Annotated in this window: 15 protein-coding genes; 1 reads left to right on the top strand and 14 read right to left on the bottom strand. The window is 32.3% G+C overall.

Annotated features, from left to right (window positions below):
* From ACHZDT_RS06465 to ACHZDT_RS06445, 5 genes are all read right to left on the bottom strand, one after another.
* Nucleotides 1-1,464, bottom strand: a complete 1,464-nt coding sequence (locus ACHZDT_RS06465) for a TolC family protein (protein ID WP_394773812.1) — start codon at nucleotides 1,462-1,464, stop codon at nucleotides 1-3.
* A 79-nt stretch (nucleotides 1,465-1,543) separates the two neighbouring features.
* Nucleotides 1,544-2,659 (bottom strand): efflux RND transporter periplasmic adaptor subunit, encoded by a 1,116-nt coding sequence (locus tag ACHZDT_RS06460; protein ID WP_394773811.1) that lies wholly within the window; start codon nucleotides 2,657-2,659, stop codon nucleotides 1,544-1,546.
* Between the two features lie 38 nt (nucleotides 2,660-2,697).
* A complete protein-coding gene (locus tag ACHZDT_RS06455; protein ID WP_394773810.1) occupies nucleotides 2,698-3,966 on the bottom strand; it encodes an ABC transporter permease in 1,269 nt (422 codons plus the stop codon).
* A 2-nt stretch (nucleotides 3,967-3,968) separates the two neighbouring features.
* A complete protein-coding gene (locus ACHZDT_RS06450; RefSeq protein ID WP_394773809.1) occupies nucleotides 3,969-5,213 on the bottom strand; it encodes an ABC transporter permease in 1,245 nt (414 codons plus the stop codon).
* Nucleotides 5,206-5,907 carry an ABC transporter ATP-binding protein gene (locus ACHZDT_RS06445; RefSeq protein ID WP_394773808.1) on the bottom strand — a complete coding sequence of 234 codons (702 nt, stop codon included), beginning with the start codon at nucleotides 5,905-5,907 and terminating at the stop codon, nucleotides 5,206-5,208. The genes ACHZDT_RS06450 and ACHZDT_RS06445 overlap by 8 nt, the downstream gene beginning before the upstream one ends.
* A gap of 176 nt (nucleotides 5,908-6,083) precedes the next feature.
* On the opposite strand from ACHZDT_RS06445, the gene ACHZDT_RS06440 reads away from it, so the two are divergent.
* The gene (locus ACHZDT_RS06440; RefSeq protein WP_394773807.1) at nucleotides 6,084-7,490 is read left to right on the top strand and encodes a DUF4403 family protein; all 1,407 of its coding nucleotides are present in this window, start codon (nucleotides 6,084-6,086) and stop codon (nucleotides 7,488-7,490) included.
* Between the two features lie 23 nt (nucleotides 7,491-7,513).
* Here the strand turns inward: ACHZDT_RS06440 and ACHZDT_RS06435 are convergent, their stop codons facing one another.
* The 9 genes from ACHZDT_RS06435 to ACHZDT_RS06395 all read right to left on the bottom strand — a co-directional run bounded on the left by ACHZDT_RS06435 (nucleotide 7,514) and on the right by ACHZDT_RS06395 (nucleotide 14,975).
* Complete coding sequence (locus ACHZDT_RS06435; protein WP_394773806.1) at nucleotides 7,514-7,795, bottom strand: hypothetical protein; 282 nt, start codon at nucleotides 7,793-7,795, stop codon at nucleotides 7,514-7,516.
* 34 nt (nucleotides 7,796-7,829) lie between these two features.
* Entirely contained in the window at nucleotides 7,830-8,369 is a 540-nt protein-coding gene (locus ACHZDT_RS06430) for a DUF420 domain-containing protein (protein WP_394773805.1), read from the bottom strand.
* Nucleotides 8,370-8,371: 2 nt separating this feature from the next.
* Nucleotides 8,372-9,061, bottom strand: coding sequence for an SCO family protein (locus ACHZDT_RS06425; protein ID WP_394773804.1), 690 nt, complete (start codon nucleotides 9,059-9,061; stop codon nucleotides 8,372-8,374).
* Between the two features lie 10 nt (nucleotides 9,062-9,071).
* Nucleotides 9,072-9,713 (bottom strand): hypothetical protein, encoded by a 642-nt coding sequence (locus tag ACHZDT_RS06420; protein ID WP_394773803.1) that lies wholly within the window; start codon nucleotides 9,711-9,713, stop codon nucleotides 9,072-9,074.
* 78 nt (nucleotides 9,714-9,791) lie between these two features.
* The gene (locus ACHZDT_RS06415) at nucleotides 9,792-10,148 is read right to left on the bottom strand and encodes a cytochrome C oxidase subunit IV family protein (RefSeq protein ID WP_394773802.1); all 357 of its coding nucleotides are present in this window, start codon (nucleotides 10,146-10,148) and stop codon (nucleotides 9,792-9,794) included.
* Nucleotides 10,149-10,165: 17 nt separating this feature from the next.
* Nucleotides 10,166-11,146, bottom strand: a complete 981-nt coding sequence (locus ACHZDT_RS06410; protein ID WP_394773801.1) for a cytochrome c oxidase subunit 3 — start codon at nucleotides 11,144-11,146, stop codon at nucleotides 10,166-10,168.
* A 42-nt stretch (nucleotides 11,147-11,188) separates the two neighbouring features.
* The gene (locus ACHZDT_RS06405; protein ID WP_394773800.1) at nucleotides 11,189-11,788 is read right to left on the bottom strand and encodes a heme-copper oxidase subunit III; all 600 of its coding nucleotides are present in this window, start codon (nucleotides 11,786-11,788) and stop codon (nucleotides 11,189-11,191) included.
* Nucleotides 11,789-11,790: 2 nt separating this feature from the next.
* Nucleotides 11,791-12,693 carry a heme o synthase gene (gene cyoE / locus ACHZDT_RS06400; protein WP_394773799.1) on the bottom strand — a complete coding sequence of 301 codons (903 nt, stop codon included), beginning with the start codon at nucleotides 12,691-12,693 and terminating at the stop codon, nucleotides 11,791-11,793.
* A 158-nt stretch (nucleotides 12,694-12,851) separates the two neighbouring features.
* A complete protein-coding gene (locus tag ACHZDT_RS06395; protein ID WP_394773831.1) occupies nucleotides 12,852-14,975 on the bottom strand; it encodes an energy transducer TonB in 2,124 nt (707 codons plus the stop codon).
* Nucleotides 14,976-14,984 lie beyond the last annotated feature (9 nt).

Below are 14,984 nucleotides of genomic sequence, written 5' to 3'. Positions count from 1 at the left end.
TTATTTTGTGATAATTGGAATAATCGGAATTCCAAAGTAGAATTCAAGTATTTTTATTTTAAAAATGTAATCATATTTTGTTCTGATAACGTCTGACTGTGCATTGGTTAACAATGTTTGTGCCTGTGTAAAATCAAATGAATTCATCAATCCTACATCGTACTTTTCTTTAGCATAATTGTAAGCCTGCTGTCTTGCCTCTAATGTCACTGTAGAGGATTCATACGCATTTAAAGCTCCTTTAGCATCTGTAAAAGCTGTATAAACGTTACGTTGCAAATCTAAACTTTTTTGTTCTAAATCTATTTTAGATTTCTCTAAAGTTACTTTACTTCTTTCTACATTATTCCGAACTGAAAAACCATTAAAAATAGGTACAGAAAGCTGAAATCCAAAAGATTGACCTTTGTTATCATTAAACTGATCAAAAATTGGCGCTGCGCTTCCTAAAACAGATGAATAATTATCACGCAAAACCGGCTGATTTGTTCCCTGAACATAACCTATCTGAGATGCTGGATTTACAGTATTTAAAGTAGTTCCTGTTACAATATCTGAATAACTTGCTCTGGTATTAAAATTATAAAAAGCACTTAAAGTTGGCTGATAAGCTCCTCTTGCAATAACAACATTCTTTTCTGCTATTTCAAGATTAGTTTGAGCCAGCTTTAATTCTGTTCTAATTTCTTTAGCCTTATTATAAATATCAAATGGAGTCTGTGCCAGGATATTATTTTCATCCTTAGCATTTGTATCATCAATTACATCAAAATCTGCAAATTCCTTTAATTGTAAAAGTTGCGCCAGACTCAATTTTGAGATCAGCAAAGTATTTTCAGCAACAATAATAGCTTGTTGATCTGTTGCAGCTGTTGCTTTTAAATCATACAAATCACCACGCGGAATTGTTCCGGCATTTACCATTTCTTCAGAACGTGCCAAACGCTTTTGATCAATAGACAATTGCTCTTTTTTTACCTTTAAATTTTCTTTATTAAAAAGAATTTCCAAAAATGCATTGGCAACATTTAATGAAATATCTTCCTGCATTTTTAATAATTGATATTGTGATGCGACAATCGAAAGTTTAGTTCTGCGAAGTGTATTCTGGTTTTGTAAACCTTTATAAATATCAACTCCAACAGAAGCACCTACAGATGAATATTGCGTTGTTTGATTTTCCAGTAAACCTGTTGTAATATTTTGGTTTAAACCAACGTTCCAGGAGTGTGAAGCATTTGCATTAACAGAAGGCAAGAAGTTACCTAACGCACCTTTTTTATCAATTGCAGCATTTTTAACATCTAACTCTGATAGTTTTATTGTGATGTTATTGTCTAATGCATAACGAACACACTCTTCTAATGTCCATTGTTTTGATTGTGTTTGTGATTGTGCCTGAGCCGATAGACCAAACCCAAATAAAATGGCAAAAACAAGACTATTATATTTATTTATTTTCATATATTTTGAATGAAAGCATAGCAAAAGGACTACGCAAATTTAACATTTTTAAAACCAAAAACTCTTTTCTACTTTCAAATTATTTTTTCTCTTCTTCACTAATTAAGCCCTGATTCCAGATTTTAATTTTATCTGTAGCTTTAATTCCGCTTTTTACCTGAACATAGATTCCGTCACTAACTCCAAGTACTAAATCTCTTCTTTCAAATTTTTGCAGAGTTGTTTCAACTTCAACGTAAGGTTTTTGAGTTTTTTTGTCAAATTGAACTAACGATTCTTTGATTGCCAGTGTTTTTTCTGCTTTCTCTAAAATAATTGAAGCATTTGCACTTAATCCAGCTCTGATAAAAGTGGCATCCCTGTTTTCTAATCTTGCTTTAATTTCAAACTGAATTGCGCCATTTTCAACAACTCCTTTTGGTGCGATATCAGTCAACACTGCGTCGAATTTTTTATTTTCAATTGCTCCAACTGTAATTTCGATAGGCATTTTTTCTTTGATTTTACCGACTTCCGATTCGTCAATTTTTCCAATAAAAATCATTCTACCCACATCGGCAACACTTGCAATTGTAGTTCCTTCATTAAAGTTATTACTTTCAATAACCTGATTTCCTACTTTTACAGGAACCGCTAAAACCATTCCGGTTACTGTTGCACGAATTAAGGTATTGGCATAACTTCCTAATGATGTTGTTGTTCCTGTTTTTACAATATCTAAACTTTGTCTTGCAGCCTGATAATTTTGTTTTGCCTGCGTATAAGCTAATTGTGCCGCATCAAAATCATTTGCAGAAATTACATCTTTATCAAATAAGGTTTTTTGCCTTTTATAAATCTTTTCCTGATTATCTAGAGCAATTTTAGCCGTTTGCACTTGATTTTGAGTGTTACTGACATTTGACACGTTAGCTACAACTCTAATTTTTGCAATCATATCTCCGGCTTTGATTTTTTCTCCGGCTTTGATATACACTTCTTCAATAATTCCTGAAATATTTGGTTTGATTAGAACCTCTTCATCCGGTTGAATATTACCGGTTGCAATGGTAGTTTTTACGATTGTTTTAATCTCTGCTTTTTCAGTTTTAAAAACAATTGGAGATGCTTGATTTTTAGCATACAAATAATATAGCGCGCCAAAGAAAACTATAGCAATAAAGATTAAAATGGTTACGGTTACTCCTTTTTTCATTTTGTTTTGGTTTAATCGATTATTTTTGATTGATAATTTTATTCTGTTCGTAAAGCATCTACAGGCTTTACATTAATTGCGGTCTGCGCCGGAATAAATCCTGCCAGCAAACCTGATCCTACTAATATTAATAAAGCAACAAATACAACTCTTAAATCTACGCTTGGGTTAGCAAACATAGTATTGTTTTCCGGTGGCATAGAATCTAAAAACATATTTAAGAGCGCAATAACTCCAGTTGCTACAGCAACTCCAAACATCCCCGAGATAATAGTCAAAAATATAGATTCAGATAAAATTTGACCTCGAATTGCGCCTGGCGTAGCTCCCAAAGCTCTACGGATTCCGATTTCTTTAGTACGTTCTTTAACTACAATCAGCATAATATTGGAGATTCCGATTACACCAGAAATTAAAACTAATGATCCTACAAAATAAGCAATGATATTTAAGATATCAAACAAACTTTGTACTTTACCAAATTGCTCGTACATATCATAATTTCCAACAGCACGATCATCCTTCGGGCTAATGAAATGAAGCTCTTTTATCTGATTTAAAATTAGAGGTTTTAACTCTGTAATAGAAACTTCATCTCTTGCCGTAAGCGCCATCCATCCTACTTTATCGCCATAATTAAAAGCTTGCTGAAAAGTAGTAAAGGGTATAAATATGTTTTTTTGCTCTTGTTCTGCATTTCCACCGGTTTGTTTAGATTTATAAATTCCTACAACCATAAAATTTATCCCATTCACTTTTATATAACTCCCTACGGCTTCTTCCTCTTTTCCATAAAGTTCGCTGATAACTCCTTTTCCAATCACTGCTACTTTTCGTCTTTCCTGAATATCTTGTTGATTTACAAAACGTCCTTTTATGATATCCATTGGCTGCTGTTTAATCAACTCAGGATAATCTCCGTAAACAGAAAAAGCAGATGTTTTTATACCATGCACCACATTATTGGTTCCGTTATTAGAATCTCCCAATTGATTTCTTGGGGAAACATATAACAAATCCGGAAAAGATGCTTTTAAAGCTGTCACATCACTATTTCTAAAATCATAACGGCGGGTTTTAGGCAAACCTTTATATGCTTTTGATGTTGTCTGGCTCCACATAAACATAGTATTAGTGGCTATTCCGTCAAAACCTTTTTTCACTCCATTTTCAAGACCTTTTCCAACGGCAAGCAATATTACCAAGATAAAAATCCCCCAAAACACTCCAAATGCAGTTAGAACCGTTCTAAAAACGTTGGCTGTTAAAGCCTGTAAAATCTCGTCCCAATTATCTTTTTTAAACATAATTATTCGTCTCTAAGTGCTACAATAGGTTTTATTTTGGCGGCTCTGTATGCTGGAAAAAATCCTGCCAATGCACCTGCAAAGACAAGCAATGCCAGTGTGGTTAATGCTACACTAAAATCTACTGAAGGATTCTGGAAATACTCGCTTTGGATCATTGGTCCAACAAATTCCAGCAATAATAAACTTGCGAGCAGACCTACAAAACCAGCGATAGTGGTTATAAAAATAGATTCATGAAGTATCATAGAAATAATAGAAATTGGCGATGCGCCCAAAGCTTTTCTGATCCCTATTTCCTTAGTTCTTTCCTTTACTATAATAAGCATGATATTGCTTACTCCTACAACTCCTGCAATAATAGTACAAATACCAACCCACCAAAAAAACAATCTGATATAAAGATTTAAATCATAATACTTTTTTGCTTCTTTAACCGAGTTAAAAGCACCAACACCTCCATCATCATCAGGAGCAACCATGTTTCTGCTTTTTAGCAATTCTTTTAAATCTTGAGTAAATTTTTCAGATTGTGCCAGAGCTTCGTCATAATTATTTGTTTTTTTCATCGTAAAAAACAAATTACTAATCTTATCCCCATTACCAAAAGCTCTTTGTACTGTAGTCAAAGGCAAATATGCTCTGGTTTCTTCTCTTTCTCCTCCGGGATCTGTAAAAACACCTACTACTTTAAAATTGATTCCGTTGATTATTATTTCTTTGCCCAGCGCATCTTTATCTTTAAATAAATCGGTCTTAACTTTCATTCCAATAGTAGCAACTTTCTCATTGTTAGCTAAATCATTACTATTTATATATCGCCCCTGAACTATTGTTAAATTTTCAACTTTGCCATAATCAGGAGTAACTCCTCTATATTGATAACTTCCTGATTCTTTTCCGTATGAAAATGGAGCTCCCCAATAATTATAAGTCGATGCTCTCAAATCTAATTTATCATCGAATTTCTGTACAGACTGCTTATAATCAGCGTCTCTGTACTGAATTTGTCTTCCTGGATTTAATCCTTTATATTCTTTTGTAGTCGTTCCTGACCAAACCTCAATAATTCCTGCTGCATCACGCTCGAATTGTTTTTCAATTCCGTTTTGAAGCCCTTTACCGGCACCAAGTAAAATCACTAAAATAAATATACCGGAAGCTACTGAAATTCCAGTAAGAAATGTTCTAAGTCTATTTTTAGAAATTGCTTCAAATATTTCCTGCCAACGTTCAATATTAAACATAAGATGACGCTCTAACTTGTTCTACTTTTTTATCATCGATAATTAATCCATCTTTAAGGACCACATTTCTTTTGCACATTGCAGCAATATCAGGTTCGTGAGTTACAATTAAAATTGTTTTTCCTTCATCGTTAATTCCCTGAATAAGTTCCATAACTTCATAAGAAGTTTTTGTATCCAATGCTCCCGTAGGTTCATCTGCCAATAATACTTTGGGGTTTGATGCTAATGCGCGGGCAATTGCAACACGTTGCTTTTGACCTCCCGAAAGTTCGTTTGGTAAATGATGTGAGTGAGAACCTAAACCTACTTTTTCTAAATATTTCATGGCAATATCATAACGTTCTTTTCGCTTAATACCTTGATAATACAAAGGCATTGCAACATTATCCAGCGCAGTTTTATAATTTATCAAATTGAAAGACTGAAATACAAATCCTAAAAATTTATTTCGATATCTTGACGCTATCGTTTCGTTAAGATTTTTAATAGGTGTTTTGTCTAAAATATAACTACCAGAATCAGCTTCATCAAGAATTCCTAAAATATTTAAAAGCGTCGATTTTCCAGATCCTGATGATCCCATAATCGCCACTAACTCGCCTTCTTCAATATTAAAATTAATTCCTTTTAACACATGCAATTGAGAACTTCCCATTTTATAGGACTTGTGTAAATCTTTGATTTCGATCATGATATTGTTAAATTTTAAAACAATAATAACATTTTTATTAAGTAAAATATGATAAGAAAACGTTAATAGTTGCGTTTTCTTATTACAATAAGACTCAATTCATTATCAATTGTTACACTTTTTCACGATAATATAATTGTTTTCTTAATTTTGCATCACTTAAAAAAATCATAACGATGAAGTTTTTTTCAATTATCTCTTTATTTACAGTACTTACGGTAGCAACAAGCTGTTCTACATCTCAAAAATTAGAAACTTTAAAACCAGAACCAGACGATGCAAGTCCCTTAGTTTATGATGCAAATCCGTCCTTTATCAACTTGCCTATATCGGTAAAACTTAGCGATATTGAAAATCAAACCAATTCTTTGCTGAAGGATTTAATTTATGAAGACAACAATATTGATGATGATGATATTGAAATGAAAATCTGGAAACAGGCACCAATAAAAATTCAGAACGATCCTGCAAATCCTGATAAAAAAATAAAAACAATTTTACCGCTTAAAGCGACTATTAAATATAGAATTGGCACTAAAAAATTGGGAGTTGAACTTTATGACACGAGAGAATTTAACTTAAATGGCGTAATTACTTTATCAAGTGAAGTTACTCTGACGAATTGGAAATTAAATACCAAAACCGAATTCAAATCTTTAAACTGGAACGAAAGCCCAACAATGATTGTATTTGGCAAAAGTATGCCAATCACGTATTTAGTTAATCCGGCGATTTCTATTTTTAAATCGAAAATAGAAAAGAAAATAGACGAAGCAATTGAAAAATCTATGGATTTTAAACCGAATGTTTTATCGGCATTAGAAAAAATCTGTACGCCATTTCAAATGAGTGATACCTATGAAAGCTGGCTAAGAATTGTTCCTGTCGAAGTTTATTCAACGAATGCAAAACTAAAAAACGATTTGTTTTTATTAGACATGGGAATGAAATGCAATATGGAAACGATTGTGGGCAAACAACCGGAATCTCAATTCAAGGCGAGTAAAATTGTACTGAAACCTGTTGCAAAAATCCCAAACCAAATATCGGCGAATATTGCGGCAATTTCAACTTATATTGATGCTTCAAAAATTATAACCAGGAATTTTGCGGGACAGGAATTTGGATCAGGAAGCAAAAAAATAACAGTGAAAAATGTTTCCATCTGGCATAAAGATGGCAAAATGGTGATTGCGCTTGATGTTTTAGGATCTATAAACGGAACTCTTTATCTTGATGGATTCCCACAATATAATGCTAAAACAAAAGAAATTTATTTTGAGAAACTTGATTATGTTTTAGATACAAAAAGCAAAGTAATGCGCACGGCAAGCTGGCTGGGTCAAGGTTATATATTAAGAAAAATGGAAGAAAGCTGTCGCTATTCTATTCAGCCTAATTTAGAAGAAGGCAAAAAAAGCATGGCAACTTATCTGAAAAATTATTCGCCAATGCCCGGAGTTTTTGTAAATGGCAAAATGGAAGATATTCAGTTTGATAAAATTCAGTTGACCAATCAGGCTATTATTGCTTTTATAAAAATAAACGGAACTGTCAATGTTTCGGTTGATGGTTTGAAATAAGAACAAAAAAAAGCAGAATAAAATTATTCTGCTTTTTTCTTTTTAGATTGATACATTCTGTAAATCAGAACGCCAATTATAGCTACAAGTAAATACGGAACTACCATTAAATAAACGATTCCGTTATTTACGGCTTCAGCTTTTTTTACATTCGAATCTCCTGCAAGTGCAGCTCGACACATAGCGCATTGTGCGTTTGCTGCAAGAGAAAAGAAAATAGAGACAAAAATATAGATAAACTTTCCTGAAAAAGTTTTACCTGCATTGTTATCTATATTCTTCATTCTATACTCTTTACTTTCCATTCTATTTTCTTTATTCTTTATTCTATTTTCTAATTTAAGCATAATAAGGAGAAATCATTAAATAAACTATTACACCTGTAACCGCAACGTACAACCAAAGCGGAAATGTTATTTTAGCAATCTTTCTATGTCTGTCAAAACTTTGTGAAAGCGCTCTGACGTAACTAATTAATACTAACGGAATAATTATAATAGACAATAATATATGCGTTACTAAAATAAAGAAATACACATATCTTATTATACCTTCACCACCAAATTTAGTAGAATCGGCAGTCATATGATACGCTACATACATTACTAAAAACGCAAGTGACAATGCAATGGCAAAAGTCATTAAACGCTCATGAAGTTTTTGTTTTCCGTTTTTAATAGCAATTACCGCTAAAACTAAAACAACCGCTGTAATTCCATTTGTTGTAGCATAAATAGGAGGTAAAAATGAAAGCGGTTCTACATTGAATCCTAAATCTTTTAATTTTACACCGAATAAGATAGCTACTACAACCGGAATGATAACTGAAACTGCTATAATAAGTTTGCTATATTTTTTTTCTAATGACTGATCTTCCATTTTTATTCTGCTAATAATATTTTAATATCTTCCTGAATATCTCTAACTCCTTTTTTATCTAATCCGTCGTAATAGATGTTTGGATTTCCGAAATCATCTTTTCTACAGCGAATATTTCCATCTTTATCAATTAAAGCAAACAAACCGGAATGTTCAAAACCACCGCTTACTTTTTCATTTTCTCCTGCATAAAGATTGAAACCTTTGTTTGACAAATCCATAATTGTCGCTTTATCGCCTGTTAGAAAATTCCAGTTAGACGATTTTACCCCTAATAATTTAGCATGATCTTTTAAAACTTGTGGTGTATCATGTTTTGGATCTATCGTAATAGAAACGATTCCGAAATTTGGATTACCAAAAAAAGTTTTCTCAATCTCTAACATACTCAAATTCATTTTAGGACAAATGGACGGACATGTTGTAAAGAAAAATTCTAAAACGTACACTTTTCCTTTATACGTTTCATTTGAAACTTTAGTATTATCCTGATTTGTTAATTCAAATTTAGGAGCCGGACCTATTGTCATTAGCTTTCCATCAGACTTTGAAGTTTTTAAACCTACATTATCTAAACGGTTTCCTTTTACAACTTCGCCATTTTTGACTCTGTCTACAATTTTAGGCACAGCATAAATTCCGAAGATTAAAATAATAAACGAAATTCCGATATATGATTTATTTTTAAACATGATATAAAGATTAAAGTTCTTTTGTTGCGTTGTGGTTCTTTTTTAGAGCTGCACGATATTCGTATAAAATAATTTTAAAATCATCAAGCATTTCGTTACTCAAATCTGAAGGATGAAAAGTATTATAACCTTCCTTGTATTCGTCTTTATCTTTTCTTCCTCTTAAATTTCGTTCTTTATCTACGATATAAACATTTGGAGTTCCAAGATTCTGATCTAATTTTCCTTTTAAATGCAATTGATCATAAAACACTTTAATTTCTTCAGGAGAAGCAAATACAAAATGCCATCCTGAAACATCTGTAAAAGCACCTAAAGATTCTTCGATTTTCTGAGCATCTTTTTCAGTTCCTAACGGGCAAATCACTACAAATTGTAAATCTTTGAATCCATTGTAACGCTGATAAATTTTTTCGTTCAGATTAAAAAAATTTCCTCTGTTTTTTAAAATCTCAGTTCCTGAAAATCCAAGAATTGTTATTTTATTATTTAAGGATACTTTTTCTTCTTTAAGAGATTTCCAATTACCAAGGTCGGCAATTTTAGGAGTGATTGTGGGAAGTTTAGTAAAACTATTTACACCTGAAGCAAAAAACAAATAGGCTACAATTGGCAAAACAAAAAGTACAAAGAGAACTATATTTTTTTTCATTGTATTAACTGAAGTTATTGAGGTACAAAAATAAAAAAAGCTCCGTTAAACGGAGCCTCTTTTCGAATTAATATCATGTTAAAAATTCCATTTAATAGTAGAATCTTTAAAAACCCCATAAATATAATGTCCTTCTGTCAACAGAATAAACAATAAATATAAAACCAGGAAAATAACCGGTGAAACAACTGACCATCTAAGGCTGCTTTTTTCACCTTCCATGTGCATAAATGCCCATACTATATAATAAGCTTTGAATATTGTCAGGATATAAAATATCCAGTTTAACAAATTCAAACCTAAAAAATGATTAAATTCTAAAAATCCCGGTTTATAGATACCTAAAAAAACTTCAACAGTAGTTACAAGTGATAATAATCCAAAAACAAACCAGATTCTCTTTGTATTTGATACGTATTCGTGATCGTGTGACATAATGATAAATCTTAAAATTAAACTAAGTAGAAAACTGTAAATACAAATACCCAAACTAAATCGACAAAGTGCCAGTATAAACCAACTTTCTCTACCATTTCGTAGCTTCTTCTTTTTTCGTAAGTTCCCAATAATACATTAAAGAAAATAATGATATTGATAATAACTCCAGAAAATACGTGAAATCCGTGAAATCCTGTAATAAAGAAAAAGAAATCAGCAAATAATTTACTTCCGTACTCATTTCTGGTAAGGTTTGCTCCTTCTACTACATATTTTGCCTGACTTAAACGATTTTCAGATTCCGCTCTTGTCAATACTGTTTTTTTCTTTTCGGCAGTAAGTGTTTCTGTTCTTACTAATAATTCAGGATGCGCTTTAAAACCAGCCTGAATTTCGGCTACAGAATATGTTGGTACTGTTTCAGCACTTTCCATAAACCATTTACCGTCAGCTCTTGTAAGTTCTTGTCTTTGTTCCGGTAATTTTACAGCAAACTCTTCAAGAGCTACTCTTTTACCATCTTTATCAACAAACTGCAATAAGCTTCCTCCTACTGTTTCAACTGCTCCATATTCACCTTTTATGAAGTTTTTCCATTCCCATGCTTGAGAACCAACAAAAATAAAACCTCCAATAATTGTTAAGAACATGTAAATTGCAACTTTTGTTTTTTTCAAATGGTGACCTGCATCAACAGCCAAAACCATTGTTACAGATGAGAAAATTAAAATAAAAGTCATTAAGGCCACATATAGCATTGGTTGCGGATTACCATGCATAAATGGAAAGTGAGTAAACACTTCATCAGCCAAAGGCCAGGTTTCAATAAATTTAAATCTAGAAAAACCATAAGCCGCCAGGAATCCAGAGAATGTCAAGGCATCTGATACGATAAAAAACCACATCATCATTTTACCATAACTTGCTCCTAATGGCTGATTGCCACCTCCCCAAGTTTTTTCTTCGTTATTTGCAGTTGTAACTGTCGCTTCCATAAAAGATATTCGTTAAAAAGTTCCCAAATTTACGTTTTTTTCTTATTTAAAGAAATATAAAAATAAAAATAAATATACCCATAATAAATCTAAAAAATGCCAATACATCGCACCTAGTTCTATACCAAGAGTTTGAGTCGAATTGTATTTTTGTTTAAAATGATTATAAATTATAATTAAAAGTGAAATCAAACCTCCAGCCAGGTGTAATAAGTGTGTAACGGTAACAACATACAAAAAAGTTGTAGTAATTGAACTACCTTCTCCTGTAAAATAATAACCGCTTTCTACGATTTGCCCAAAACCTGCAAATTGTAAAACTACAAATAAAATCCCTAAAGCTAATGTTCCTAAAAGTAATGCCGTAGTTGCGCTTCTATTGTCTTTTTGAATGGCTTTTTTCGCCAGATAAAAAGTCACACTGCAACCAATAATTACTATTGTACTGTAATAAAACGCAGTTGGCAATTCGAAATTCTTCAACCAATCTGCTCTTGATTTACTTACTACAAACGCACTTGTAAGTCCGGCAAACATCATGGTCATACTTACCATTGCGAACAACAAAATCAGTTTTGCCGATTTTGATTTTCTTACTTGCTCCTCACCTGCTGAGTCTGTTTTTGTTAATGTAATTTCCATAACTATCTTAAAAATTTATCTACTATAAATACTATTTGCAGTAACGAAATATACGAAACGCTTACCAGCATTAATGTTCGAGCTGCTTTTGCCGTTCTTAACTGATACAAACGTACCGCATAAAACAACATCCATAAGCCTAATAAAAACACTATAATTGCTGCAATGGGCGTAATAAACAATTGCCCCGTAAATCCTAAACATGGCAGCAACGATGCTATAATAAGCCAAACTGTATATAAAATAATCTGCAAAGCCGTCTTTCTGTCTTTTTTTCCTGTTGGAAGCATAAATATTCCAGCTTTTGCGTAATCTTCATATAAAAACCATCCAATGGCCCAAAAATGAGGAAACTGCCAGAAAAACTGAATTAAAAAAAGTGTTCCTGCTTCGATACCAAATTCTCCTGTTGCTGCAACCCAACCTAACATAAACGGAATTGCGCCTGGAAAAGCACCAACAAAAACCGATAACGAAGTTACAGTTTTTAAAGGTGTATATATGCTTGTGTATAAAAATATTGAGATCGCAGCGAACATTGCTGATTTTGCATTGATTGTATACAACAATGTAATGCCAATAATTGTCAGCAAAATTGCCACAAACAAAGCCATTTTTGGAGACATTCGCCCTGAAGGAACCGGACGATTTTTAGTTCGATCCATCAATAAATCGATATCTTTTTCAATTACCTGATTAAAAGCATTTGAAGCCCCAACCATACAATATCCACCAACCATTAAAACCGCTAAAACACTCCATTTAAAAGGATGCTCATCATTAACACCCAATAAATAACCTGCAATGGAAGAAAACAATACACTGATCGCTAAACCGGCTTTTGTAATCTCTTTGAAATCATTAAATATTGATTTTATTGAAAATGTATTTTTAGTAGCGTTCAATACGGTAATTATTTGTATGTTTTTTTTAGTGGTGCAAATGTACAAATTAGATTGTAGAATACTGACCTATAAAATTAGATTTTTTTCATTAAAACCTTTACAAAATAAGGTCTTGCAAATCTTTAACACTATTATTTCGAAAAATCTTATTAAAAACCCTAGTAATCAAAATACCAATTAAAAATATCTGAACGCAATCCGATAGTGAACCAGGTTGTACTTTGTTTAAAAGTAGTTGCTGTTTCCTGTGTTGGATCAAAATTTCTATAAAGAAAACTTCCAAAAAATTTCAAATTCGTCATTGGGTTTATCAAATAACCTCCCTGAATATCTGCGATAAAAATATTGGTTTTATTTCCCTGTCCTACTTTTACATCTGTATCATACGGGCGATCTACATCGTAACTTTTATAAATATTTCCTCCGTAGTTATAACTGTCTTCAGCAGTATCAAAGTCCAAACCTCGTTTACCAATTGTAAATTTGGCATCAGCATAATAACGTCCTTTATGATAACGTCCAATTGCAACAAGTTCTTCAAAATTTCCACCCCATTGATGTCCCATGCTTTGATTATTATGCCCATAATTGGTAATAATAGCACTATGAGAATACACATATGGACGCACATGATTATATTCTACCTGCAACAATAAATCTTTAATTTTAAAAGCATTAAAATATTTTGCTCCAAGCTGATATCCAAATTTATTTTTCCAGCTATTCTCGCCGGCTCCCATATCACTTATTGAAAATTCATCGAGCAAAAACTGAGCATATAAGTTAACATTGTTGTTCCATTTGTATTTAGAAGACATTCCTAAAAGTGCATTTCCACTTCTGGAGGATGACGAAAACTCTACAGAACGGTAAAAAATAATTGGATTCACAAAATTAACATCAAAACCTCTATTATTAGTATCTGTCCAAACTACTGATTCAAAAAATCCTAAATTTAATTTGTTCGAAACATTCCAACTTAAATAATGGTTCGCCATGAATTTTGTAGCATAGGTTTTATCTAAAGTTACATCCGGACGAACATCCTTAAGCCACATATAAGTGTTGGTGTATTTTATTTTCCAGAAAGTGGTATTAATTTTAAAATAAGGATAAGGACTTGCGCCGTCACTTTCAAGTAAAGAACGATATCCGTCACCAATAAAATTTCTTCCGTAACCTAACTGAAAATCAAAAATCTTGCTTGGTGCATAGGTAATATTAGCTTCCGCCAAAGGAAAATCGTAAGCATCTGTTTTAAATCTTTTTGCAATTCCCATTCCCGGAATAATTGCCGGATTTCCACCTGAAGGTTTTAATGTTTCGGCATAATCATTATAATAACTTGCAAATCTTCCCTGACTTTCAAAAACGGTAGTTGTAAAATTAATTTGTTTTCCTAAACCTCCTCTAAAATTCAAAGCACGCGTATTTACATAAGTATATGACGCGTCAAGATCTGAGGCTTTACCCATTTGTAAATCAAGAATAGGATTTAATGCCAGCCAATAATCTTCTCCCTGAATCTGAACCAGATTTTCGTTCCAGAATTTTCTTCCCAACCAGGTCGAAACATCTTTTTTGAGCGATTGATTTACTGCATTTAAATTATAATATTTTGAAACTTCGGCATATGTATATGGTTTTGAAGCCGTATGATTATTACTTCCTACCTGATTCATTGCTCCATCAAATTGGGCATAATAACTATGTGAAAATGGAATATTTAAATGACTTTCAAATTCAGGATTGTTGTATTTTTTATAAACAATACTGTCTAATTCTGTCATTGGCTTTTGTTCCGGTTTTAAAATTTCGGCTGCAGCCAAAGCTTCTGCTGCAATTTGGTCAGCGCTTTTTAACGGAATATCTATTGAAATAGTATATTTTGAATATGTTGGTTTACCATTATAAGTTGATGGTTTTATTTTAGGAAATTTTCCAAAAACACGTTTTGCTTCTTCAGATAATTCATCGTTTACAGCATTTACATAAATGACTTTAAACGCTCCGTTTGCATCGACTTCAAAAAGTACTTTTACTTCGCCTTTATAATTTGATTGCTTTAACTTTTGCGGAATCTCAAAATTACCAAACACAAAATCCTGCACTTCTTTATAAAAACAATCTTCGAGTTTTTTAGATTGCAAATTTTCACAATTTGGAAAAACAGGAAATTGCTCTGATGTAAAAGCAGGTCTAATCGATGAATTATTATTTTCTTGCGAAAAAGCAAATACGACAGAAAGTGTCAGAATAAAAGATAGAAAAATCTTATTCATGTAAATTTT

Source organism: Flavobacterium sp. (assembly GCF_043722275.1).
In the GTDB taxonomy this organism is placed as follows: Bacteria; Bacteroidota; Bacteroidia; order Flavobacteriales; family Flavobacteriaceae; genus Flavobacterium.
This window is presented reverse-complemented; position numbering and strand designations above follow the sequence as displayed.

Coding starts and splice junctions, on each gene's coding strand:
- ACHZDT_RS06405 (WP_394773800.1), bottom strand. CDS start 11,788: ATGGAAATTACATTAACAAAAACAGACTCAGCAGGTGAGGAGCAAGTA.
- ACHZDT_RS06445 (WP_394773808.1), bottom strand. CDS start 5,907: ATGATCGAAATCAAAGATTTACACAAGTCCTATAAAATGGGAAGTTCT.
- ACHZDT_RS06440 (WP_394773807.1), top strand. CDS start 6,084: ATGAAGTTTTTTTCAATTATCTCTTTATTTACAGTACTTACGGTAGCA.
- ACHZDT_RS06410 (WP_394773801.1), bottom strand. CDS start 11,146: ATGGAAGCGACAGTTACAACTGCAAATAACGAAGAAAAAACTTGGGGA.
- ACHZDT_RS06420 (WP_394773803.1), bottom strand. CDS start 9,713: ATGAAAAAAAATATAGTTCTCTTTGTACTTTTTGTTTTGCCAATTGTA.
- ACHZDT_RS06455 (WP_394773810.1), bottom strand. CDS start 3,966: ATGTTTAAAAAAGATAATTGGGACGAGATTTTACAGGCTTTAACAGCC.
- ACHZDT_RS06465 (WP_394773812.1), bottom strand. CDS start 1,464: ATGAAAATAAATAAATATAATAGTCTTGTTTTTGCCATTTTATTTGGG.
- ACHZDT_RS06430 (WP_394773805.1), bottom strand. CDS start 8,369: ATGGAAGATCAGTCATTAGAAAAAAAATATAGCAAACTTATTATAGCA.
- ACHZDT_RS06395 (WP_394773831.1), bottom strand. CDS start 14,975: ATGAATAAGATTTTTCTATCTTTTATTCTGACACTTTCTGTCGTATTT.
- ACHZDT_RS06450 (WP_394773809.1), bottom strand. CDS start 5,213: ATGTTTAATATTGAACGTTGGCAGGAAATATTTGAAGCAATTTCTAAA.
- ACHZDT_RS06415 (WP_394773802.1), bottom strand. CDS start 10,148: ATGTCACACGATCACGAATACGTATCAAATACAAAGAGAATCTGGTTT.
- ACHZDT_RS06425 (WP_394773804.1), bottom strand. CDS start 9,061: ATGTTTAAAAATAAATCATATATCGGAATTTCGTTTATTATTTTAATC.
- ACHZDT_RS06460 (WP_394773811.1), bottom strand. CDS start 2,659: ATGAAAAAAGGAGTAACCGTAACCATTTTAATCTTTATTGCTATAGTT.
- ACHZDT_RS06435 (WP_394773806.1), bottom strand. CDS start 7,795: ATGGAAAGTAAAGAGTATAGAATGAAGAATATAGATAACAATGCAGGT.